We start from the raw sequence: 22,557 nt of genomic DNA on the forward strand, positions 1-22,557 counted from the left end.
CGCCGGGGTGCTCTCCTTGGCCGGAGGCCTCGCCTTGGACCAAGGCGTTCCTTGGGCCGCCTGGCTCGCCCTCGCGGCCCTCGCGGGCTACGTCTCCCACCTCGTGCTCGACCTGGCCAACCCGACGCCCCGGATGCTCCTCTGGCCCTGGTCGAGGAAGCGGATCCGGCCGGAGCGCCTCCCCGCTCTGCCCGACGGAAGCCTCCCGGAGAACGCGCTCGAGGCGCTCCTGTCCTGTCTGGCCCTCGCCAGCGGCTGGACCGTCCTGGGCCCAGACGCCCTTTGGCGTCTTCGGGAGGTGGTGCGCCCGTGATCGAGGCGGTCGTCACCCGCGCCACCGCGACCGCCGTGGCGCCCCTGGTTGGCGCAGACGGCCATCTCCAGGTGGTCGAGCGCGGCCAGGGCGGGCCGGCCGTGGAGACGGCCGCCCGGGTGCCCTCCGACACCCTGATCGTCGACGCGGACGGGCTCCCGGGCATCGGTCCCCTCGTCACCTATCGGCTGGCCCGGCCACAGAGCCGCGTGATCGTCCTCGCCCCGGGTCGCTCGCCTGGCGATAGGCTTCTCGCGAGCATCGTGGCACTGGGCGTCTACGACATCGTCACCGACCCGGAGGAGCTCGCGACCGTGGTGGACAGGCCTCCGGCCACCCTCGCCCAGGCGATCCGCTGGGTCGACCCGAGCCGGGATCCCGGCGCCCAGGCGGCCACGGCCACGCGCGTCGAGGTGGTCGACCGCCTCGTTCCCCTGGGGGCGCGCAGCCAGCTCATCGCCGTCGGCGGCATCGCCCCGGGAGCGGGAACCACCACGGTGGCCGCGGCCATCGCCGGCGCGCTCGCCCGGCGCTGGGGCGTCTACCTGGTGGAGGCGAGCCAGGTGCCCTCGGCGGCCTTGGCCGCGACCGGGCCGGCCGAGTGGGTTCCCCGGTTGGCGGTGATACCCGGCGCGCTCGTGAGCGTGGCCGAGGGTGAGGAGGCGGGGAAGCCCCTTCCCTATGCCCGGCCCCCCGAGGCGTGGGAGAGGGTGATGGAGGTCCTCCGCGCCCGCGACCGGCCCTATGTGGTGGCCGACCTGGGCACGGTCGACGTCGGCGTGGACGAGCTCTGGCGGCTCGCCAGTCGCCACGCCGACCTGACGGTCCTCGTGGGCTCGGGCGAGCCCGCCCGCTTCGCCTGGTGGCTCGCCTGGCGGTGGCGTACGAGGCGCCACCGGGCGCTTCCCAATACGGTGGTCCTCACGGGTTCGCGGGTGAATCCCCGCGACTGGTGGCTCGCGATGTCAGACGGTGACCCCGGCTTCCCGCCGGCATCCGTCCGCGCGGTGCACTTCCCGCGCCCGGAGCCTCGCCTCCGCGATGGCCGGTGGGAGACACCGCCCGCCTATCGCGACGAGGAGGAAGCCCTTCGGGGCGCCGTGCGCGAGATCCTCGGCGACCTTTGGCCGCCGGAACCCGAAAGGAGGCACCGCTGGAAGCCGCCGTGGCGGAGGTGAGGGCGCATGGTACGCTCAGCGTGAACCTGGGAGGGAGGGGAAGGATGGGCCCGGACCGGACTGACGGCCATCGACGGGCCGAGGAGTGGTCGCTCTACTACCACAGGCTCGTCGCCCAGAAGCTCCGCGACGCGCCCGAAGCCGTGCTCGCCAAGGCCCGCAGGAATCTCGCCGAGATGCGCCGGCTGCACGGGCCCAGCGTGGAACCGTACGCGGCTCGTTGGGAAGAGCTCCTAGACGGGCCCGTCGAGGAGCTGCTCCAGGCGCTCTCCTCGCCTAGCGAGGAGGACCGTGCGCTCCGGCAGTGCACGCCTTTCGCGGGCGTGCTGAGCCCAAGAGAGCGATGGGAGGCCTACCGGGCATGGAGTCACGAGCGGAGGCGAGCCGATGCGGCGCGACCAACTTGAGCACGTCATCCGGGCTGTGGGAGCGATCCTCGGCGAGACCCGGCTCGTCATCCTGGGCAGCCAGTCCATCCTGGGCAAGTACCCAACCGGCCTGCCTCCCGAAGCCACCTTCTCGGTGGAGGTCGACGTCCTGCCGTTCGACGACCTGGAGGGGCGCAAAGCCGACCTGATCGACGGCACGATCGGGGAGGGCTCGCTCTTCCATGAGACGTTCGGGATCTACGCGCAAGGCGTCGGAGAGAAGACAGCCCGTCTTCCGGACGGGTGGCGCGAGCGCCTGATCCCCGTCCAGAACGCGAACACCATGGGCGTTACCGGGTACTGCCTGGAGCCCCATGACCTCCTGATCTCGAAGTACTTGGCAGGACGGCCGAAAGATCTCGCCTTCTGCGAGGCCGTGGTGCGAGCGGGGCTCGTGAGAGAGGACGTCCTCGTCGACCGCCTCCGGCACACGTCCTGCACCCCCGAGGAGGCCCGGCGCGTCCTCGCGGCCATCCGCCGTCACTTCCGCGACCGCGGAGAACGCCAGGACCGCGAGGCCGACCCCGGGCGCGACCGCTGAACGCTGAGAGCCGTGGAGCGGGGCCGTATCCGCGGCCCTTTTCCCATGTCCAGAGGCTCCGGCCGAGCCTGCCCCCGCCGGGCTTCCCGCTCCGCGCTCGTTCCGCCCTGGCCCCTGTGCCCGGCGGGACCGCGGTGCGCGCCCAGCCCTCGGCTATCAGAACCGCTAGGCGGCCCCCGGAGCATAAGGAACTGGTCAGACATCTAGAACCCGGGAGGGGCGGCCCATGCGGCCGCCCCTCCCACTTGGAGGTGCAGCCCATGTCGGTAGGACCCTGCCCCCTCTGCGGGGCGGAGGCGCTCGAGGAGATGGAAGACGGCTGGCAGTGTCCGGAATGCGAGTGGGTGCTCTGGCGCGAGATCGGGCATCGACCGCTCAGCGACGCCGAGGCAGCCGAGCTCTGCAAGAAGGGGAAGACGGCGGTATTGAGCGGTTTCCGCTCCAAGGCCGGGAAGCCGTTCAAGGCCGCCCTCAAGGTGAACGACGAGGGCAAGGTCGTCTTCGACTTCCCCGAGCGGCCGCCCGCCGAGCCGGTGGGAAGGTGCCCGTCCTGCGGCGCGGACGTCATCGAGTACGACCGCTCCTACTCCTGCTCGGCCTGGCGGGAGACCGGCTGCTCCTTCGCCCTCTGGAAGGAGATCGCCGGCCATCAGGTGACGCGGGTGGAGGCGACCTCGCTCCTCCGTGGGGAGACGGTGGGGCCGGTCCGGCTCAAGGGTCGCAGCGGCCGGCACTTCCGGGCTCGGCTCCGCCTCGGGGAGGACCACCGCGTCGAGTTCGTCTTCGACGACACCGCCCAGGCCGTCTCGTGAACACTCGGACCGCCCCAGGGGGTCGGGCTGGGCCCGGACCCCTCTCTCCCTTTCCGGAGGTGCAGAGCGTTGAACCCCGAGACCGTGCGGGAACGGGTCCAGGCGCTCCACAGGCGACTGGAGGAAGGCATCGCCCGCCTCCAGACCGCCGGGGAATGGCAGCGCTACCTCAAGGTCCAGGCCCGCTTCCACCGTTACAGCTTCGCCAACACCCTGCTCATCCTCACCCAGCGGCCTGACGCCACCCTGGTGGCCGGCTACCGAGCCTGGCAGGAGCTCGGGCGCCACGTCAGGCGCGGCGAACACGGCATCGTCATCCTCGCTCCGGTGGTCGTCCGGAGTCGAGCCAACGAGGAATCGCTGCCCGCACTTCGGGCAGCAACCGTTTCGGACGAAGAGAGCCGCGAAGAGGAGGGTGGCCACCCGGACCTGAGCTCAAGGGACGAACGGGTCATCCGATTCCGGCCCGTCTACGTCTTCGACGTGAGCCAGACCGAAGGGAAGCCCCTCCCGGAGCCACCCGTCCAGACGCTCCGGGGCCACTCCAAGGCGGCGGAGCGCCTCTACCGCGCGCTTCTCCGCATGGCCGCGGCGGAGGGGATCCGCGTGGCGGAGACCTCCGAACTGGGCGGTGCCCATGGCGTCTGGCGCCCGCAGGAGCGAGAGATCCTCCTTCTCGCCTCCGATCCGCCGGATCAGCGGGCGAAGACGCTGGCCCACGAACTCGCCCACGCCTGGCTCCACCCCGCAGGGTACCCCTACGAGCAGAACCGGGCGCGCGCCGAGACGGAGGCCGAGAGCGTGGCCTACGTGGTCTCGGCGGCAAGGGGCCTCGACACGTCCCGCTACTCCTTCGGCTACGTGCTCGGGTGGGCCCAAGATCCGAAGCTCGTGCGCGAGTCAGGCGAGCGGATCCAGGCGACCGCCCGACGCATGATCGATCGACTCGAGGAGCTTGAGCACCGCTGGGAGCAGGTGGAGAGAACCCACGCCGGGCTTGGAAACCCACGGGGCGAGCGCGAGGAAGCGCTCGCCCTGGAACGATAGGAGGCGTCAGCATGGACGACCGCATTCTCGACGAGGACGGAGAGCCGCTGGTGCTCACCGTCGCCGAGGTGGCCCGGCTCCTGAGGGTCGGCCAGACCACCCTGCGCCAGGCGCTCAAGCGGGGCGACATCCCCCACGTGCGCCTGGGCCGGCGGATTCTCATCCGCCGCGACGCGCTCTTCGCGTGGATGGAGGAGCGGGAGCAGAGGGCTGCAATCACCACCGGCTGAAAGGCCGCCCGCGAAGGTCATGGCGGCTCCCCGGCGTACTTCCTGGGCCGGAGGGGCCACCTCGCCTTTCGAGCGAGGTGACCAGAACCTTGGCAAAGGCACAACAGGCAAAAAAGGGCGCCGCTCCACGGGGCCACATCGAGCGGCGTGGGCAAAGCTCCTGGCGGGTGGAGGTCACCCTCGGGACCGAGCCTACCACCGGCCGGCGAAAGCGCCTACGGGTCACGGTCCGAGGGACCGAGGAGGACGCGCAGCGGAAGCTGACGGAGCTCCTGCGCCAGGCCGACCTCGGGCAAGCGGTAGAGCCGTCGAGAATCACTGTGGGAAGGTACCTCGAGCAGTGGATCGAAACTGTCAGACACCAACTCGCACCCTCAAGTCACATCGCCTACGGATTCGCTCTCCGGTCGTGGCGGAGAACCAGCTTGGCCGACATCCGCCTGCAAGCCCTGACGGCCCTCCAGGTGGAACGCGCCCTGGGCGAGCTGCTCGCGGCCGGGCTTTCGCCCCGCACGGCGGCCACGCGATTGACCATCCTTAAGCGGGCGCTTTCCGATGCGGTACGATGGGGCTTGCTGCCGGCCAACCCGGCGGCGCGGGTGAAGCGCCCCAAATGGGTCGGGCCGGAGATGCGGGCCTTGGATGAAGGCGAGGCCAAGCAGCTTGCCCAAGCCGCTCGGACGGCGGAAGAGACGGGAGCAGGGAGAAAGTACGCCCGCATCATCCTCTTGGCCCTCGCCACGGGGATGCGTCTCTCCGAGATTCTCGGCCTGCGCTGGTCGGACGTGGGGCCGCGGGAGCTGAGCGTGCGCCAGGGACTCCGCGACGGTCACACGCCCCACCCACCGAAGACGGCGGCTGCGATGCGGACGATCCCCCTGGCAGACCAGGCCCTCCAGGCTCTGCGGCGGCAGCGGCACTGGCAGTTGGAGCAGCGACTCGCTTGGGGCCCGGCCTGGAGGCAGACGGACTACGTCATGACGCACGAGGATGGCTCCCCGATCGCGGAAAGGATGGTGGAGCTCTGGTACAAGCGCTGGATTCGCTCGGTCGGGTTGCGGGAGCCTGCTCCCCGGATTCACGACCTGCGGCACACCTGGGCTACGCTCCAGCTCCGCGCGGGGACTCCGGTCCACGTCGTGAGCCGGCTGCTCGGGCATTCGAGCATCGCTGTCACCCTCTCCGTGTACGCCCACGTATTGCCCGAGGAGACGGTGGGAGCTGCGGAGACAGCCGACAAATGGCTCCATGTTTAGGGCACATCCAGGGCAGGAGACCGAGACGGCAGGCGGCGCTGTCCCCAATCCGGTCCCCAATCATGGGGGCAAGCAACCGCAACCTGGCTCAGGACAAGGGCTTCCGGGGGTGGGTACTTTGAACGCCTGGTTCACCGAGGAACAGACGCGCGACATGCGCCTCTCGCTGCGCGTCCGCTCGCTCCTGCACCGGGAGCGGAGCGGCTACCAGGAGATCGCCGTCTACGAGACGGCGGAGGTGGGGCGCCTCCTGGTCCTGGACGACGTGATCATGACCAGCGAGAGGGACGAGTTCGGCTACCACGAGATGATCAGCCACGTGGCGCTCTGCACGCACCCGGCGCCGCGCCGCGTGCTCATCATCGGCGGCGGCGACGGCGGCACGCTGCGCGAGGTGGCGCGCCACCGCGAGGTGGAGGAGATCCACATGGTGGAGATCGACGAGCGGGTGATCGAGGTGTCGCGCCGCTTCCTGCCCTCCATCGCCGCCGCCTTCGACGACCCGCGCCTCCGGCTGCACATCGACGACGGCATCGAGTACGTGCGCGCCGCGGCCGAGAAGGGCGACCGGTACGACGTCATCCTCTGCGACTCCACCGACCCGGTGGGGCCGGCGGCGGGCCTCTTCAGCGCCGACTTCTTCCGGAACGCCGCGGCGGCGCTGGGCGAGGAAGGGCTCTACGCCGCCCAGACCGAGTCGCCCTACTTCAACCGCGAGCTGCTGAGCGGCGTCCAGCGCGACCTGCGCGAGGCCTTCGGGCGGAGCTACCTCTACCTGAGCGCCGTCCCCACCTATCCGGGCGGCCTCTGGAGCTTCTCCATGGGCTCGAAGGGGCCCGACCCGACGGGAGCGGAGCTGCACTTCGAGCGGGTGGAGGGGATGCCGCTCCGCTTCTACTCGCCCGAGGTGCACCGCGCCGCCTTCGCGCTGCCGCCCTTCGTGCGCGAGCTGCTGCCGGGGGAGGCGCGGGGGGCGCGGTGAGCGGGCGGTTCGTGCGGCGGGGGGGCTTCCTGGGCGCGGTGGAGCGGGAGCGTGCGCGCGCGGTGCTGGTGGGCCTGCCGCTGGACGCCACCACCAGCTTCCGCGGCGGCACGCGCGAGGCGCCGGCGCGGGTGCGCGAGGTCTCCGACGTGCTGGAGGAGTACAGCCTGGAGCTGGACCGGAGCCTGGAGGAGCACCCGCTGGCCGACGCGGGCGACGTGGCCGTGGTGCCGGGGAACGTGGCGCTCTCACTCGGCCGCATCGAGGAGGCCGTGGGCGAGCTGCTGGACGAGGGGAAGCTGCCCCTCGGCGTGGGCGGCGAGCATCTGGCCAGCCTGGGCACCTTCCGCGCGCTCCTGGCGCGCCACCCCGACCTGCACGTGATCCAGCTGGACGCCCACGCCGACCTGCGCGACCGGTACGAGGGCGAGGCGCTCTCCCACGCCACCGTGTTGCGGCGCATGGCCGAGGCGCTGCCGCCGGGACGGGTCCACCAGTTCGGCGTCCGCTCGGCGGTGCCGGAGGAAATGGCCTTCGCGCGGGAGCGGACGGAGCTGGTGCCGGTTCAGGTGCTGGAGCCGGTCCGCCGCCTGGTCGGCTCGGGAAGGCTGGAAGGGGCACCGGTCTTTCTGACGGTGGACATCGACGTGGTCGACCCCGCCTTCGCCCCGGGGACGGGGACGCCCGAGCCGGGCGGGGTGAGCGCGCGCGAGCTGCTGGAGGCGCTCTACGCCATGGCGCCGCTGCGCGTCATCGCCTTCGACGTGATGGAGATCTCGCCGCCGCGCGACCTCTCCGAGCGGACGGCCATCCTGGGGGCGAAGCTGGTGCGGGAGGCGGCGCTGCTGTGGGGCTGAGGCGCACTTTCTGGACGGGGACGGCGCGGAACCGGAGGGGATGCGGGCGATGGGCGTGATCGAGCGGACGGTAGAGGAGCTGCGCGGCCGGCTGGAGGCCGCCTGGCGGGCGGCGGTGGCGGAGGGCGAGCTGCCGGAGGGCGGGTTGCCGCCCTTCGCCGTGGAGCGGCCCAGCGAGCCGGGCCACGGCGACTTCACCTCCAACCTGGCCATGCTGCTGGCGCGGACCGCAAGGAAGCCCCCCCGCGCCATCGGCGAGGCGCTCCTCCGCCACCTCCCCGCGGGCGCGGGGGCGGCGCCGGTGCGCGAGGTGGAGGTGGCCGGGCCGGGCTTCCTCAACTTCCACCTGGAACCGGGCTGGATCCGGCCGGTGGTGGAGGAGGTGCTCCGCGCCGGCGAGCGGTACGGACAGGCGCCCGCCAACGGGATCCGGGTCAACATCGAGTTCGTCTCGGCCAACCCCACCGGCCCGCTCAACGTGGTCAACGCGCGCGCCGCCGCCTTCGGCGACGCGCTGGCGGCGGTGATGGCGGCCGCCGGCTACGGCGCCTACCGGGAGTTCTACGTCAACGACGCCGGCGGGCAGTTCGAGAAGCTGGGCCTGGCCATGGAGCTGCGCGCCCGCCAGGAGCTGGGCGAGGCGGTGGAGCTGCCCGAGGGTGTCTACCCCGGCGAATACGTTCGCGACCTGGCCCGCCTCTGGCTCCAGCAGTGGGAGGCGCCCGCCGACCCCGAGCTCCGCCTCGACCTGCTCCGCCGGGAGGATCCCGCCCTGCGCGAGGCCATGGGCCGCTTCGCCGTGGAGAGGATCGTCGGGGAGCAGCGCCGGGTGCTGGAGCGCTATGGCGTCCGCTTCGACCGCTGGTCGCGCGAGTCGGAGATCCGCGCCCGCGGCCTCGACGGCGGGCCCGAGTGGGTGGTGGAGGAGCTCCGGCGGCGCGGCGCCGTGGAGGAGCGGGAGGGGGCGCTCTGGTTCCTCTCCGACCGCTGGGGCGACGAGAAGCCGCGCGTCCTCCGCCGCTCCAACGGCGAGCTTACGTACTTCGTGCCCGACGTCGCCTACCACGTCGACAAGTTCCGGCGCGGCTTCGACCGGCTCATCGACATCTGGGGGCAGGACCACCACGGCTACGTGGCGCGGATGCGGGCGGCGCTGGCGGCGCTGGGCTACGAGACGGAACGCTTCGAGGTGCTGATCAACCAGATCGTCCGCCTGGTGCGCGGCGGCGAGGTCGTGCGCATGTCGAAGCGGCAGGGCGAGTACGTCACCATGGAGGAGCTGCTGGACGAGGTGGGCACCGACGCCGCGCGCTTCTTCTTCCTGATGCGGACGATCAACAGCCACATGGACTTCGACCTGGACCTGGCCAAGCTCCAGGGCGAGGCCAACCCGGTCTACTACGTCCAGTACGCGCACGCGCGCATCGCCAGCATCCTCCGCCAGGGACGGGCGGAGGGGATGACGCCGCCCGGGCCGGGCGAGGTGCCCGCGGAGCGGCTGACGGAGCCGGCGGAGCTGGAGCTGATGCGGAAGCTGGGCGAGTTCCCGGAGGAGATCCGGCTGGCCGCGGAGGAGAGGGCGCCGCACCGGATCGCGACCTACGTGCGCGAGCTGGCGACGCTCTTCCACGCGTTCTACACGCGCTGCCGCGTCCTCGACCCGGCGGAGCCGGAGCTGACGCGCGCGCGCCTGGGTCTGGTGGAGGCGACGCGTATCGTCCTGGCGCGGGGGTTGGGGCTCCTGGGGGTGAGCGCGCCGGAGCGGATGTGAGCCGGGGCGACCGCGCCGCCGGGGCGGTCCGTCGCGCTCCCGTCGGAGGCCGGGGATCCTGGTGCCAGGAGGCGTGGCGATGCCCGTCGTGGAGCCGAAGTTGCGCTACGACCACCTCCGCCAGTTGCCGGAGGACGGAAGGCGCTACGAGCTCGCCGAGGGGGTGCTCTGGGCGAGTTCCCCGCCCAGGGAGCGCCACCAGCGCGTGGTGGCCCGGCTGGTCGCGTGGTTGGACGGCCTGGGGCGGGCAGGCCTCGGCCGGGTCTACCCGGCTCCCTTCGACGTGGTGCTCTCCGAGGAGACCGTCTTCCAGCCGGACGTCCTCTTCGTCCGGGAGGAGCATAGGGGCGTCGTGACCGAGGAGAACGTCCAAGGACCGCCGGACCTGGTCGTGGAGGTGCTCTCCGAGGCCACCCGGGAGTGCGATCTCGGGCTGAAGCTCCGCCTCTACGCCCATTACGGCGTGCCGGAGACCTGGATCGTCGATCCCGACGGTCGAAGCGTGCGCATCTTCCGCCGCGGCCCGGAGGGGAGATACGTCGAAGAGACGACCGTCCGCCCGGGGCAGGCCTTGACCTCGCCGCTCCTCGGCGACGCGCGGTTCCCGGTGGAGGAGCTCTTCGACGGAGGCGCGGGGCTCGCCTGAGGCGCGGGACTCGTCTCAGGCGCCGGCGCCCGTCTCGCCCTGCCGGTCCGCGGGGGCGGGCCGCGCTTCCCGGAAGCCGCGCAGCGGCGAGAAGACCAGCCAGAGTGCGGACGCGCCGGCCCCCGCCGCCGCGAGAAGGAGCGTCGCTCGCAGCCCGAGGAGCCTCCCCAGCAGGCCGCCCAGGAGCGACCCCAGCGGCATCAGACCCCAGACGATGAAGCGCAGGGTGGCGTTCATCCGCCCCAGGAGCGCGTCCGGCGTGATCGCCTGGCGGAGGCTGAGCGCGTGGACGTTGTAGACGGGGATGGCGCAGGCGGTGAGCAGGCCGCCCGCGACGACCATCGCCACCCGGGCCGCTCTCGGCCCGGCGGCCAGGGGAAGGCCCAGCTGCCCGAAGCCGATGGCCGCGGCGGAGAGGACGAGCGTCCGGCCGAGCCCGAGGCGCCGTCCCAGCGGCGCCGCCGCCAGGGCGCCCAGGAGCGCCCCTGCGCTCTGCTCCGAGAAGATGAGCCCGACGGCGACCGCGTCGAAGTGGAGCTCGCGCGTCAGGTAGAGGATGATCAGCGCCTCGGCCATGCTTCCGAAGAAGTTGCCGGTTCCCGTCGTGGCGGCCAGCGCTCGCAGCCGCGGCTCCCGGGCGACAAGCCGCAGCCCCTCGGCGACCTGCGCGCCGAGCGGCGGCTCCTCGGAGCCGCGCTCCGGGGCCGGTTCGGGGCGGCGGATCCCGGCGAGCGCCAGCGCGGAGAGGGCGAAAGAGGCCGCGTCGGCCAGGACCGCCAAGGCCGCGCCCCACAGGTGGACGAGGGCGCCGGCCAGCGAGGGACCTGCCACCCGCGCCAGCGAGCGGCTCACCTCAAGCTTGCTGTTCGCCTCGACCAGGTGGGGCCGTTCAACCAGGGCGGGGACGTACGCCTGGTAGCCCACCTCGAAGAGGACGGTCAGCGTTCCGGCCAGGAAGCCCACCCCGGCCAGCCACTCCACGCTCAACCGTCCCGCCAGCGCCCCCGCGGGGATCAGCGCCAGGACCAGGGCGCGGCCGGCGTCGGCGGCGACCATCGCCGGGCGCCGCCGGCTCCGGTCGAGCCAGGCGCCGGCCGGCAGCGCGAAGAGGAGCCACGGCAGCCACTGGACCGCGTTGAGGAGCCCCATCTGCTCCGGCGTCGCGTGCAGCCGGAGGGATGCGATCAGCGGCACGGCCAGCAGGGTGACCTGCGACCCGAAGAGCGAGACCGTCTGTCCCGCCCAGAAGAGCAGGAAATCCGCCTGCCGCCAGAGCCCTCCCGGCCGTCTCACCCTCCCGGCCTCCCTCCGGGCGGCGCAGGATTCGGTCGTCTCGTCGCCGTAACCTGCGGGAACATGCGTCGCGCGCCCCCCGACCGCGGCGGGCGGCACCGGGCGCGCGCGACGCCCTCACAGCGGGAGGAAGCGACCATGCACCCCAACGTGCAGCGGGTCCTGGCGGCGCTCCAGGCGGCCGGCCTGACCCCCGAGGTTCGCGAGATGCCGCAGTCCACCGCCACCGCCCGCGAGGCGGCGGAGGCCGTCGGGACGACCGTCGACCGCATCGTCAAGAGCCTCCTCTGGCTGGTCGACGGCGAGCCGGTGCTGGTGCTGGTCTCCGGGGCCCACCGCGTCGACGAGGCGAGGCTGGCGCGGGCGCTCGCCGGCCTCCTCGGGCGGGAACCTGGAAGCGTGCGGCGCGCGGACGCCTCGACGGTCAAGGCGGTGACCGGCTTCCCCGTGGGCGGCGTGCCGCCCGCAGGCCACCTCCGCCCCCTTCCCACGGTGGTCGACCGGAGTCTCCTCGACGGCGGCGAGGCCACCCTCTGGGCGGCCGCCGGGACGCCGCGCGCCGTCTTCGCGACGACGGCGGCCGACCTCCTCCGCCTGACGGGGGGCCGGCCGGCCGAGATCGCGGAGTAGCGCGGCCCGCGCGCTCCTCAGTCCGGGAGCCCGGGCGGGAGCCCGTCCGGTCCCTCCCGCCGCGAGTAAGCCACCCAGCGGGCCACCTGCCGCTCCAGCTCGTCCAGATCGAAGGGCTTGACCAGGTAGCCCTGCGCCCCCGCCAGGGAGGCTTCGCCCTCGGGCGGCACCCTGGCCGAGAGGATGAGGACGGGCAGGCCGGCGGTGGCCGGGCTGGCGCGGAGGCGGCGGAGCACCTCGTAGCCGTCGAGGCCGGGCAGGATCAGGTCCAGCAGGACCAAGTCCAGCGGCTCCCGCTCGGCGATGGCCAGCGCGGCGAAGCCGTCCGCGGCCTCCAGGACCGTGTAGCCCTGGAGTCCCAGGTCCGTCGCCAGCAGCTGCCGGATGTAGGGCTTGTCGTCGACGGCCAGCACGCGCCCGCGCTCTCCGGGCCGCTCCGCCCGCGACCGCGCTGCCCACGCCGCCCGCGGCCCCGCGCCCGGCCGCACCTGCCTGCCCGCTAAGATCAAGGCCATCCCCCCTGCCGGCCCGGGGCCGGGGCCCCGCCCGGCTCCCCGTGGGGCGCTTCCGCACGCTGCATCGATTCACGGGCCGCAAGCCGATTCCTGCCACCGATACCGTTGAACCGGAGGCCGCGGCGACGACCGGCGTCGCGCCGGGTCGAGCGGTGCCGGCGACGGCCGGTCCCCGCCCTGCCGTCGGGCCGGCCTTAACGGAGCCTTAACACTTCGTCCGGCCGGGGCGCCGCCGCTTCTGGTAGGTTGGAGGCGGAGCCGGGGAAGCTGAAGGTGGGGGCGGTACCGTGCAAGCGGAGGCGCCGGTGGTCACCGAGGAGCGTCCCGGTCCGCGCGCGGGCGTCGCGGCCTCGAGCGGAGGCGCCCGCGAGGCGGCGGCGGCCACGCAGCCCAAGATCGTGGTCCGGGATCTGAACACCTACTACGGCGCCAAGCAGGCGCTGAAGAACGTCAGCCTGGAGGCGCCCGCGCATCGCGTGACGGCGCTGATCGGTCCCTCGGGTTGCGGCAAGTCCACCTTTCTGCGCACGCTCAACCGGATGAACGACACCATCCCGGGCTTCCGACTGGAGGGCCGCGTCCTCCTGGACGACGAGGACGTCTACGCGCCCGGCGTCGACCCCGTGGCGCTCCGGCGGCGGGTGGGCATGGTCTTCCAGCGACCCAACCCCTTCCCGCGTTCGATCTACGAGAACGTGGCCTTCGGGCCGAGGCTCCACGGCCTCAAGAGGAAGGCCGAGCTGGACGAGGTGGTGGAGTGGAGCCTGCGCGCGGCCAACCTCTGGGAGGAGGTGCGGGACCGCCTGCGCGACTCGGCCTTCACCCTCTCGGGCGGGCAGCAGCAGCGCCTCTGCATCGCCCGGGCGCTGGCCGTCCACCCCGAGGTGCTGCTGATGGACGAGCCGGCCAGCGCCCTCGACCCCACCTCCACCAGCCGCATCGAGGACCTGATCACCTACCTGAAGAGCGAGTACACCATTATCATCGTCACCCACAACATGCAGCAGGCGGCGCGCATCTCCGACCAGACCGCCTTCTTCCTCGACGGCCAGCTGGTCGAGGCGGGTCCGACCAGCGAGATCTTCACCCGGCCGAGGGAGAAGCGGACGGAGGAGTACATCACCGGCCGGTTCGGCTGACCGGCGCGGGCGCCGCCGGGAGGCAGAAGCGTGAAGCAGAGGGGCGACCTTCTCTTCCGGGCCTTGACCACGCTGGGCGGCCTGCTGATCTTCCTCGTGGTCGCGCTGATGCTGGTGCAGATGGTGGAAGGCTCGCTGCCCATCCTCTCCCGGGCGGGAGTGGGCTTCTTCGCCGGCACCACCTGGGATCCGGTCCACTCCGTCTTCCACGCCCTGCCCTCCATCTGGGGCACGCTGGTCAGCTCCTTCATCGGCCTCCTCATCGCCGTCCCCTTCGGCCTGGCGGTGGCCATCTTTCTCTCGCAGGTGGCGCCGCACTGGCTGGCGGGCACCGCCTCGGTGGCGGTGGAGCTGCTGGCCGCCATCCCCAGCGTGGTCTACGGCTACTGGGGCATCTTCGTGCTGGCTCCGCTCATGCGCCAGGTCATCGAGCCGGCGCTGTCGGCCGCGCTGGGCTGGCTGCCCTTCTTCCAGGGGCCGCCCTTCGGCATCGGCATGCTCTCGGCCGGGCTGATCCTCTCCGTCATGGTCCTGCCCACGGTGACGGCCGTGGCGCGCGACGTGCTGGCGGCGGTGCCGGTGGAGCAGCGGGACGCGGCGCTGGCGCTGGGGGCGACGCGCTGGGAGGCCATCACCGGGGCGCTGCTTCCTTATGCGCGGACGGGGCTGGTGGGCGCCGTGGTGTTGGCGCTGGGGCGCGCGGTGGGCGAGACGATGGCGGTCACCATGCTGATCGGCAACCAGCCGACGCTCTCGCTCTCGCTCTTCTCGCCCGCCTACTCCATGGCCAGCATCATCGCCAACGAGTTCACCGAGGCGACGACCACCCTGCACGTCTCCGCCCTGATCGCCATCGGGCTGACGCTCTTCGTGCTGGGCTTCGTGCTCAACGCCGGGGCGCGGCTTCTCGTCTGGCAGATGGACCGGCGCCTGGGGGGTGCGCGGGGGTGAGCCGGGCGACGGAGCTGGCGGAGGCGGTCGGCGGGCCGGGCGGCTATCCGGTGGAGCTTCCTCCCGTCGACACGCGCTGGCGGAGGCGGAAGGACCGGCTGATGGTGGGGCTGACCGTCCTCGCCTTCGCCCTGGCGCTGGTGCCTCTCCTCCACATCCTGGGCTACACGCTCTGGCACGGCCTGCCGGTGCTCGACTGGGCCTTCTTCACGCGCCTGCCGGCGCCGGTGGGGGAGGCGGGCGGAGGCGTCCTGCAGGCGCTGGTGGGGACGACGGTGATCGTCCTCCTGGCGGCGCTGATGGGCGTCCCGGTGGGGCTGTTGGCGGGCGTCTACCTGGCCGAGTTCGGCCGCGGGCGCTTCGCGGCCTGGCTCAGCTTCCTGAGCGACGTCCTGACCGGCGTCCCCTCCATCACCGTGGGCATCTTCGCCTACACGGTGATCGTCGTCCCGATGCGCTCCTTCTCCGCCCTGTCGGGGGCGGTGGCGCTGGCCGTGCTGATGGTGCCGACGGTGACGCGGACGACGGCCGACATGCTGCGGCTGGTGCCGGTGGAGATGCGCGACGGGGCGCTGGCGCTGGGCGCCCCCTACTGGTACGCGGTGCTGGCGGTGGAGATGCGACAGGCGCTGCCGGGCATCGTGACGGGCGTGCTCCTGGCGGTGGCCCGGGTGGCCGGGGAGACGGCGCCGCTCCTCTTCACCGCCTTCGGCTCCAACGTGCTGGTCTGGAACGTGCTGCGGCCCATGGCGACCATGACGCTCCAGATCTTCCAGTACTCCATCTCGCCCTGGCCGGCGCAGCAGCAGCTGGCCTGGGGCGCCGCCCTGGTCCTCATCCTGCTGGTGCTGGCGCTCAACCTGGGGGCGCGCGCCCTCGCCCGCCGCATGTCGCGCTACAACGCCGGGCGCTGAGCGAAGCCGCCCGTCTCCGGGCCGGCCGACGGTGCGCCCTCCCCCTCCGGGCCGGCCGCCGGCGAGCCGTCCTGCGGCCCCTCGCCGGCCTCCTCGGCCGCCTGGCCCAGCGGACGGAGGCGGAGGCTCTGCCGCCGCGGGCGGACCTGGGCCACCTGGACGCGGAGGCGGCCGCGCGCGGGTGCCGTCAGCCGCCCCTCCAGGCCGCCCAGGGCGGGAAGGGTGCAGGCGCCCGTCTCGCCGGCCTGGCCCTCGAAGACCTGGTCGCGGTGGAGCTCCAGGTAGCGCAGGAGCCAGTAGCGCTGGCGGGTCTGCAGGGCGCGCCGGACCTCGCTCATGCCGCGCTCGATGTAGCCGATCAGCTCGCCCATGGCCAGCTCGTCGTAGAAGGGCCGCCCCTCACGGAGCAGCGCCAGCAGCTGGCGCTGGGCCACCAGGTCGCCGAAGCGGCGCAGCGGCGAGGTGGCCTGGATGTAGGGGTTGAGCGCCAGCACCTCGTGCGGCCCCGGCTCCACGCTCACCCGGGCGCCCTCGCCGCGGCGCGAGGTGCGGAAGGGCGCGGGGACGCGGGAGCGCGCCAGGAAGCGGGCGAAACCGTGGTTCCCCCAGATCATGGCCTCGGCCACCAGGCGGCGCGCGGGCGTGTCGTAGAGCGGCTCCACCCGGATGCTGCCGCCTTCCACGCGCACCTCCACCTCGCTGTGCTCGAAGCGATGGGCGCCGGCGGCGACGCGCCCCTCCTCCAGGCGCTCGGTGAAGGCGCGCAGCCGCTCGAGAGGCGCGGCGAAACGCGCCTCCGGACCGGCCCCCGCCTCCCCGCCCCCGGCCAGCGTCCGGTCCACTTCGTCGTAGGTGAGGCGCGCGCTCAGACAGAGGAGCGCCAGCTCCAGCTCCTCCTCCAGCAACTCGCCGCTGGCGGCGTCGAAGCGGAGGTAGACGGAGAGGGCGGGCCTCGCCTCCCGTTCGCTGAGCGAGAGCCAGCCCTCCACCAGCTCGGCCGGGAACATGGGCAGGACGCCCTCGGGGAAGTAGAAGGTCTCGCCCCGCCGCATCGCCTCCCGCTCCAGCGGCCCGCCCGCGGGCACGGCCAGCGCCGGCGCGGCGATGTGGACGCCCAGGCAGAGGCGGTCGCCCTCTGCCCAGAAGGAGATGGCGTCGTCCACCTCGCGCGTCTCGGCCGAGTCCACCGCCAGGACCGGCGCCCCGACCGCCTCGGCGAGGGCGCGGGGGAGGCCGCTGCCGGGGCGCCTCTCCAGCAGCCGGCGCGCCTCCTCCAGCGCGGCCGCCGAGCGCCCGCGGGGCAGCTCGTGGCGCTCGAAGGTCTCGTTGACGTCCTGGTCGAGCACGCCGGCCGCCTCCAGCAGCTCCAGCGCCTCGTCGGCGCCCTCCAGGCCGGAGGCCTGCGCCAGCTCCGCCGAGGGCGGTCGCGCCTCGCCGTGGAGCGCCCAGAGCGCCAGGGCGCGCGCCTCGTCGCGCGCCTCGGGGGGCAGGAGCTCCTCGTGGATCCAGGCGGGGGCGGCGGGGTCCGGCGGCGCCGGAGGCGGCGGCTCCCCCTCCAGGCGGCGGGCCAGGGAGGGGCGGAGCCGCTCCACCCAGGCGGCCAGCGCCGCCAGCCGCCGGCCGCGTGCCTCCAGGGCGGAGGCCTCGCGCCGGGCCGCCTCGACCCGTTCCGCGCTGCGCGGCAGAAGGCGGCCCTCGGCCGCCTCGAAGAAGGTGTTCTCGCGCGACAGCTGGACGGCCAGGGCGAGGAGCGCCTCGGGGGCCGCTTCCTCGCCCAGGTAGAGGCGGGCGAGCTCCTCCAGGCGGAAGCCGGGCGGGGCGGCGGCGCGGCCCTCGCCGGCGACGCCGGCCGCCTCGTCCAGGGCGGCCGACCAGAGGAGCTCCAGGTCGACGGGCCAGCGCGCGGCCAGCGCCTCCAGGGCGGCGGCCACCTCCAGCCGCGAGGAAGGCTCGCCGACCCCCGGCGCCTCCCCGACCAGCCAGGCGCGCTCGGGCGCCAGCTCCACCCGCTCGCCGTCGGGCGCCAGCAGGAGCCAGCGGCCCCGCGGCCCGCCGTTCAGCCGCGCCGCCACCTGGAGCCGGCGGCGGCGCTCCCAGACCACCATCTGCATGAGTCCAGTCTATCCGCTGCCTACCCGGGACGCACGGAGGCGGGCCCGACGGGCCCGCCCCGCGCCCGAGCCGCCTGCCGGCCCGCCGAGGCTCAGCCGGCGGCCTCTCCCCGGGCGGCCTCCGCCTCTTCCCGGCGCCCGAAGAGGCGCGGCCAGAGCCAGCGGTCGACGCCCAGGTAGCCCGCGTTGGTCCCGGCCACCAGGATGAGCAGGGCCAGCGTGTAGAGCCAGCCGTTGGAACTGGAGGAGCCGGCCAGCATGAAGTTGAGGTTCATCAGCGCCCCGCCTGCGGCGGCGATGGGGGTGAGGAAGCCGAAGATCAGCCCCAGCCCGACGAGCAGCTCCGCCCCCACGATGAAGTAGGAGAAGGCCGGACCGGCGTGGATGTTGATCAGGAAGTGCAGGAAGTCGCGGTACCACCAGTGCGCGGAACCGGGGACCGGCTTGCCGTCGGGACCCACCAGCAGGCCCGCGCCCTTCGTCCAGAAGCCCGTGATGGCCGTCCCGGCCTTGGCGCCCACCCAGACGTCCTCGTGCAGCTTCTCCCAGCCCGCGACCAGCCACTGCCAGCCGACGTAGACGCGCAGCAGGAGCCAGATCCAGCTGTAGGCCCGGTCGCGGAAGAGTCGCATGACGCCCACCTTCGACGCCTCCTTCCCGGGGAGCGTCCGGGGTTCTCCTCCGGGCCGGGCTCGCCGTCCCGGCCCGCCTCCGCCTCCCCGCATCGGCCCGAGCGTAGCGGCGGGCGCGGGCGGCCGTTCATCCGCCCGCGAGAGTAACTTCTGCCCGATCTCCTGGTGTTTCTGCCCTTCTCGCCCATTGGCGCCTCGGTCCTGGACCTTACAATGAATCTAGGTTCACCAACTTACACGACGGCCGCCGCCGGCAGGCGCAGTCAGGCGGGATGGCGAATAGGATTCCGGGCGCCCGGGCCCCGGGGACGTCTTCGGTTGGGCGGGCCCGCCGGCGCAGCCGCGTGCGATGGGGGGATGGAGATGCCCAACGAGACGCCGAAGGCGGGTCTGGAAGACGTCGTCGCCGGGATGTCCGAGATCTGTTTCATCGACGGCCTGGAGGGACGCCTGCTCTACCGGGGCTACGACATCCACGACCTGGCCGAGCATGCGTCCTTCGAGGAGGTCGTCTACCTGCTCTGGTACGGCGCGCTGCCCACGCGGGCGCAGCTGGAGCGGCTGGAGTCCGAGCTGGGCGGCCACCGGCTGCCCGCGGACGTGCTGGAGTACCTGCGCCGGGCGCCGAAGCAGGCCAACCCCATGTCCATCCTGCGCACGGCCGTCAGCATGCTCTCGGACAGCGACGAGCGGGCCGACGACAACTCGCGCGAGGCCAACCTGGCCAAGGCGGCGCGGATGACGGCGCTCATCCCGGCCATCGTGGCCGCCTACGCCCGGCTGCGCCAGGGCCTGGAGCCGGTGGAGCCGCGGCCGGAGCTGGGCCTGGCCCGGAACTTCCTCTACATGCTCAACGGCCGCCAGCCCGAGGAGCGCGTCGGCCGCATGTTCGACGTCTGCCTGGTGCTGCACGCCGACCACGAGCTGAACGCCTCCACCTTCGCCGCGCGCGAGACGGTCAGCACGCTCTCCGACCTCTACTCGGCGATCACGTCGGCCGTCGGCACGCTCAAGGGCCCCTCGCACGGCGGCGCCAACACGGCCGTGATGAAGATGCTGCTGGAGATCGGCGAGCCGGAGCGGGTGGACGCCTGGATCCACGAGGCGCTGGACAACAAGAAGAAGATCATGGGCTTCGGCCACCGCGTCTACCGCACCGAGGACCCGCGGGCGACGCACCTGCGCGAGTTCTCCCGCGAGCTCTGCGAGCGGACCGGGAACGGCAAGTACTTCCTGATGCAGCAGCGCATCGAGGAGATCATGCTCCAGGAGAAGGGGCTCTACCCCAACGTCGACTTCTACTCGGCGACCACCTACTACTCCATGGGCATCCCGGTCGACCTCTTCACGCCCATCTTCGCCGTCAGCCGCATCTCCGGCTGGACGGCGCACGCGCTGGAGCAGTACGCCAACAACCGGCTGATCCGGCCGCGCGCCGAGTACGTGGGACCGACCCGCGAGACGTACGTGCCCATCGACGAGCGCTGAGCGTGCGGGCGCCCCGCCTCCGGCAGGCGCGGGGGCGGGGCGCCAGGCCGCGGCGGAAGGCCCCGCCCGCCGGCCCGGCTGCCGGTGGGCGGGGCCTTCTCGTCGGCGGGGGAAGGGCCCGGCGGCCGGCTCCGGCCCCTCCGCGCGCGGCTAGCGGGCGGCGGAGCCGGCCCGCCGTGGCGCCCGGTCCCCGGCTTCGGACGCTTCGGGCTCGCCGTGGACCAGCCAGACGAGGCCCGCCAGCAGGACCAGCGCGCCCAGCAGCTGGCTCGGGGCGAGGCGCTCACCCAGGAGGAGGACGCCCCAGAGCAGGGCGAAGACGGGCTCGCTGGTGGCCAGGATGGCCGTCCGGGCCGGCCCGATGCGCTCCAGGCTGCGCGCCAGGGCCAGGATGGCGACGAAGGTGGGGACGAGGCCGAGGGCGAGGGAGGCCCACCAGGCGCCGGCGCTCCAGCCGCCGGGACCTCCCCGGAGCCAGCTCCAGGCCATGCTCCCCGAGCCGGGCAGAGCGGCGCCGGTCCAGGCGGCCACGGCCAGGAGGGCGAGGAGCCCCCAGGAGACGGAGAGGCGGGCGGCCCGCTCGGGCGGCGTGCCGGCGGCGATCACCCGGTGGACCAGGAGCATCTGCACGGTGTTGGAGAGCGCCGCGGCCAGCGCCAGGAGGACGCCTGCCGACCACTCCCGTCCGCCGGCCCAGGAGGCGCCCGCCACCAGGAAGGTGCCCGCCAGCGCCACCGCCAGCGCGGCCACCCGCCGGCGCGTCAGCCGCTCCTCCCCCAGCCAGTGCGCGCCCAGGGAGACCCAGACCGGATAGGTGTAGAGGAGCAGGATGGCGAGCGAGGTGGGCAGCCGGGCGAAGCTGGCGAAGAGGAGAAGGGTGGTGCCAGCGTAGCCGACGACGCCGGAGAGCACCAGCTCGAGCCGGAGGCTTCGCGGAGCGGGTGCGGCCTCCTCCCGGCCCCCGGCGCCCAGCCGCTCGGCGGCGCGGAGTGCCAGCACGGCGACCGCGTAGCGAAGGAGCAGCACGGGCGGGACGGCCCCGCCGCCCGCGGCGGCGGCGCGGGCGAGCAGACCCTCGGTGCTGAAGGCGAGGGCGGAGAGGATGGCCCAGAGAAAGCCCGGCAACGGCAAGACCCCTCGTCAGGACGGCCGGCGAGCCTCCTCCCGTCCCGGAGACGGGCCGCCCGGGCCGAGGAGCGCCAGCAGAGAGCAGAGCTGCTCCACCACCGGCGGCTCGAAGGAAGCCGCCAGCTGGATCAAGCGGCGCAAGTCGGGCCGGTCCAGGAGGAGCGTGGCCGTCTCGCGCAGGTCGCGCGGCAGGTAGGAGACCAGCGAGGCGGTGTCGCCCAGGATCTCGGCCATGCTGACGCCGTAGGTGGTGGCCAGCTCGCGCAGCGTCTCCAGGTCCGGCTGCCGCTCGCCCCGCTCGTAGCGGCCGATGGTGGAGAAGTGCCTGCCGGTCAGCCGCTCGACGTCGTAGAGGCTGAGATGACGCTCGAGGCGGAGGCGCCTGAGCCTCTCGCCCAGGCTGCGCACCGCCGGACGCCCGGCGGCGCCGGCCCCCGGCACTCGCGGGTCTGGCGTCTCGCGCCCTCCGCGCCCTCCCGCCGGCATCCTGGCGGCCTCGCCTCCCACGCCACCTTTGGCGCGGGACGGCCGCTCACCTATAGCCGTTTTGTCACGTCCTGCGCCTTCCGGCGTCCAGGACGGGCCGCCCGCCGGCCGCGTCCCGCGGCGCGGCCGGCGGTTCCGGCGTGCCCAGCATACGACAAAACCGCGGCGACCGGCGGGAGCCGTGCGGGGGGCGCCGGCGTGGCCGGCGCTCGTCGCCCGCCTAGCCGCCCGCGGGGGCCGCGTCGAAGACCGCCTGGACGGTGGCGGTGACGGTCAGCTGGCCCGGCTGGAGCGGCACGGCCGCCTCGGCCGCCGGCAGGGAACGGACGGCGAAGGGGATGGGCGAGCCGGCGTCGCCCACCTGGAGCGAGCGCAGACCCAGGAGGCGCAGACCGGCGTGGGCCGCCGCCGCCTGGGCGCGCTCGCGCGCGTCGTCGATGGCCAGCTGGACCGCCTGGCGCTCCAGCGCGCTGCGGTCGCGCAGATCGAAGACGACCCCGCCCGACTGGTTGGCCCCGGCCTGGGCGGCGGCGTCGAGGACGGCGCCGGCGCGGTCGGCCGGCACGCCGACGGAGAGCATGTGGACCGCCTCGTAGGCCGACGGGGCGGCGGCCGTTCCCTCCGAGCCGTAGACGGGGGCGAGCGAGTAGTCGGAGGTCTGGATCTGCCGGCTGTCGACGCCGGCCTGGCGGAGCGCCTGGAGCACCTTTTCCATCGCGGCGCCGGCCGCCTGCGAGGCGGCCTGGGCGCTGGCGGCGCGTACGCGGACGCCCAGCTGGAGCCGCGCCCAGTCGGGCGTCGCCTGGACGCTTCCGCTGCCGCCCACGGTGAGGGTGGCCGTCCCGTCCGCCGAGCCGGCCGGCGCGGCCAGGGCGGCCGCCTGCGGCGGGCGGCGGAGCGGGACGGGCAGGCCCGGCAGGACCAGGAGGGCGAGCAGGCCGAGGAGCGCCAGCAGCGCCGCCGCCAGCACCGGGAGCGCGGCGCGGGGGCTGCGCGGCGGCGGGACGGAGGAGCCTTGCGACGTCATGGGAACACCTCCCGCCCTCTGAGACGTGTCGCGAGGAAGGAAGTTCCGGCGGCGCCAGCTTCCTCCCGCTGCGCCAGCCCGCCACTGGCCTGCTGCCCGCTGGCGGGCGGCGGTGCAACTGCCAGCTTGGCCGGCGCGGGCGCTCCAAAAGCTCTTCGGGGTGAGATGCATGGAGCGACGCG

General features: G+C 73.6%; 24 protein-coding genes. 17 read left to right on the forward strand and 7 right to left on the reverse strand.

The genetic code is table 11. The features are described from left to right. The 12 genes from K6U79_03330 to K6U79_03385 all read left to right on the forward strand — a co-directional run. The coding region (locus K6U79_03330; protein MCL6521388.1) for a metal-dependent hydrolase at positions 1–313 on the forward strand (313 nt) is incomplete at its 5' end. Further along, complete coding sequence (locus K6U79_03335) at positions 310–1,491, forward strand: hypothetical protein (protein ID MCL6521389.1); 1,182 nt, start codon at positions 310–312, stop codon at positions 1,489–1,491. The genes K6U79_03330 and K6U79_03335, both read left to right, overlap by 4 nt. Positions 1,492–1,535: 44 nt before the next feature. Next, positions 1,536–1,898: a hypothetical protein gene (locus K6U79_03340; protein ID MCL6521390.1), complete on the forward strand. Its 363-nt coding sequence runs from the start codon at positions 1,536–1,538 to the stop codon at positions 1,896–1,898. Next, entirely contained in the window at positions 1,879–2,460 is a 582-nt protein-coding gene (locus tag K6U79_03345) for a hypothetical protein (protein MCL6521391.1), read from the forward strand. Before K6U79_03340 ends, K6U79_03345 begins: the two co-directional genes overlap by 20 nt. Positions 2,461–2,720: 260 nt before the next feature. Next, positions 2,721–3,272, forward strand: coding sequence for a topoisomerase C-terminal repeat-containing protein (locus K6U79_03350; GenBank protein ID MCL6521392.1), 552 nt, complete (start codon positions 2,721–2,723; stop codon positions 3,270–3,272). Between the two features lie 69 nt (positions 3,273–3,341). Further along, positions 3,342–4,319, forward strand: a complete 978-nt coding sequence (locus tag K6U79_03355; protein MCL6521393.1) for an ssDNA-binding domain-containing protein — start codon at positions 3,342–3,344, stop codon at positions 4,317–4,319. 11 nt (positions 4,320–4,330) lie between these two features. Further along, a complete protein-coding gene (locus tag K6U79_03360; GenBank protein MCL6521394.1) occupies positions 4,331–4,549 on the forward strand; it encodes a helix-turn-helix domain-containing protein in 219 nt (72 codons plus the stop codon). A gap of 425 nt (positions 4,550–4,974) precedes the next feature. After that, complete coding sequence (locus K6U79_03365) at positions 4,975–5,805, forward strand: site-specific integrase (protein MCL6521395.1); 831 nt, start codon at positions 4,975–4,977, stop codon at positions 5,803–5,805. Between the two features lie 118 nt (positions 5,806–5,923). Then, complete coding sequence (speE, locus tag K6U79_03370; protein MCL6521396.1) at positions 5,924–6,787, forward strand: polyamine aminopropyltransferase; 864 nt, start codon at positions 5,924–5,926, stop codon at positions 6,785–6,787. Between the two features lie 11 nt (positions 6,788–6,798). Continuing rightward, positions 6,799–7,644: an agmatinase gene (speB, locus tag K6U79_03375; GenBank protein ID MCL6521397.1), complete on the forward strand. Its 846-nt coding sequence runs from the start codon at positions 6,799–6,801 to the stop codon at positions 7,642–7,644. A 49-nt stretch (positions 7,645–7,693) separates the two neighbouring features. Further along, positions 7,694–9,415: an arginine--tRNA ligase gene (gene argS, locus K6U79_03380; protein MCL6521398.1), complete on the forward strand. Its 1,722-nt coding sequence runs from the start codon at positions 7,694–7,696 to the stop codon at positions 9,413–9,415. Between the two features lie 79 nt (positions 9,416–9,494). Then, on the forward strand, positions 9,495–10,061 hold the full coding sequence (locus tag K6U79_03385) for a Uma2 family endonuclease (GenBank protein ID MCL6521399.1): 567 nt from the start codon (positions 9,495–9,497) through the stop codon (positions 10,059–10,061). Between the two features lie 15 nt (positions 10,062–10,076). Here K6U79_03385 and K6U79_03390 read toward each other — a convergent pair whose 3' ends face one another. Then, positions 10,077–11,354 carry an MFS transporter gene (locus K6U79_03390; GenBank protein ID MCL6521400.1) on the reverse strand — a complete coding sequence of 426 codons (1,278 nt, stop codon included), beginning with the start codon at positions 11,352–11,354 and terminating at the stop codon, positions 10,077–10,079. Between the two features lie 138 nt (positions 11,355–11,492). On the opposite strand from K6U79_03390, the gene K6U79_03395 reads away from it, so the two are divergent. Beyond that, positions 11,493–11,984: a YbaK/EbsC family protein gene (locus tag K6U79_03395; GenBank protein MCL6521401.1), complete on the forward strand. Its 492-nt coding sequence runs from the start codon at positions 11,493–11,495 to the stop codon at positions 11,982–11,984. A gap of 17 nt (positions 11,985–12,001) precedes the next feature. Here K6U79_03395 and K6U79_03400 read toward each other — a convergent pair whose 3' ends face one another. After that, positions 12,002–12,499, reverse strand: a complete 498-nt coding sequence (locus K6U79_03400; GenBank protein ID MCL6521402.1) for a response regulator — start codon at positions 12,497–12,499, stop codon at positions 12,002–12,004. Positions 12,500–12,804: 305 nt separating this feature from the next. Here K6U79_03400 and pstB point away from each other — a divergent pair, with 305 nt between their 5' ends. The 3 genes from pstB (at position 12,805) to pstA (ending at position 15,503) form a co-directional block, all read left to right on the forward strand. Beyond that, complete coding sequence (gene pstB, locus K6U79_03405; GenBank protein MCL6521403.1) at positions 12,805–13,638, forward strand: phosphate ABC transporter ATP-binding protein PstB; 834 nt, start codon at positions 12,805–12,807, stop codon at positions 13,636–13,638. A gap of 30 nt (positions 13,639–13,668) precedes the next feature. After that, positions 13,669–14,589 (forward strand): phosphate ABC transporter permease subunit PstC, encoded by a 921-nt coding sequence (gene pstC / locus K6U79_03410; GenBank protein MCL6521404.1) that lies wholly within the window; start codon positions 13,669–13,671, stop codon positions 14,587–14,589. A gap of 101 nt (positions 14,590–14,690) precedes the next feature. Further along, positions 14,691–15,503 carry a phosphate ABC transporter permease PstA gene (gene pstA, locus K6U79_03415; protein ID MCL6521405.1) on the forward strand — a complete coding sequence of 271 codons (813 nt, stop codon included), beginning with the start codon at positions 14,691–14,693 and terminating at the stop codon, positions 15,501–15,503. On the opposite strand, the gene K6U79_03420 is transcribed toward pstA, so the two are convergent. Together K6U79_03420 and K6U79_03425 are read right to left on the reverse strand one after the other, a co-directional pair. Continuing rightward, complete coding sequence (locus K6U79_03420; GenBank protein ID MCL6521406.1) at positions 15,485–17,614, reverse strand: RNB domain-containing ribonuclease; 2,130 nt, start codon at positions 17,612–17,614, stop codon at positions 15,485–15,487. The genes pstA and K6U79_03420 overlap by 19 nt on opposite strands. Positions 17,615–17,706: 92 nt before the next feature. Further along, the gene (locus tag K6U79_03425) at positions 17,707–18,255 is read right to left on the reverse strand and encodes a DoxX family protein (GenBank protein MCL6521407.1); all 549 of its coding nucleotides are present in this window, start codon (positions 18,253–18,255) and stop codon (positions 17,707–17,709) included. A gap of 354 nt (positions 18,256–18,609) precedes the next feature. On the opposite strand from K6U79_03425, the gene K6U79_03430 reads away from it, so the two are divergent. Next, complete coding sequence (locus K6U79_03430; GenBank protein ID MCL6521408.1) at positions 18,610–19,734, forward strand: citrate synthase; 1,125 nt, start codon at positions 18,610–18,612, stop codon at positions 19,732–19,734. Positions 19,735–19,884: 150 nt separating this feature from the next. Here the strand turns inward: K6U79_03430 and K6U79_03435 are convergent, their stop codons facing one another. From K6U79_03435 to K6U79_03445, 3 genes are all read right to left on the reverse strand, one after another. Further along, positions 19,885–20,859 (reverse strand): DMT family transporter, encoded by a 975-nt coding sequence (locus K6U79_03435; protein MCL6521409.1) that lies wholly within the window; start codon positions 20,857–20,859, stop codon positions 19,885–19,887. 15 nt (positions 20,860–20,874) lie between these two features. Then, positions 20,875–21,270, reverse strand: a complete 396-nt coding sequence (locus K6U79_03440; protein MCL6521410.1) for a helix-turn-helix domain-containing protein — start codon at positions 21,268–21,270, stop codon at positions 20,875–20,877. 298 nt (positions 21,271–21,568) lie between these two features. Beyond that, positions 21,569–22,375: an SIMPL domain-containing protein gene (locus K6U79_03445; protein ID MCL6521411.1), complete on the reverse strand. Its 807-nt coding sequence runs from the start codon at positions 22,373–22,375 to the stop codon at positions 21,569–21,571. Between the last annotated feature and the right edge of the window lie 182 nt (positions 22,376–22,557).

The organism is Bacillota bacterium, assembly GCA_023511835.1.
In the GTDB taxonomy this organism is placed as follows: Bacteria; Bacillota; Sulfobacillia; order JAIMAT01; family JAIMAT01; genus JAIMAT01.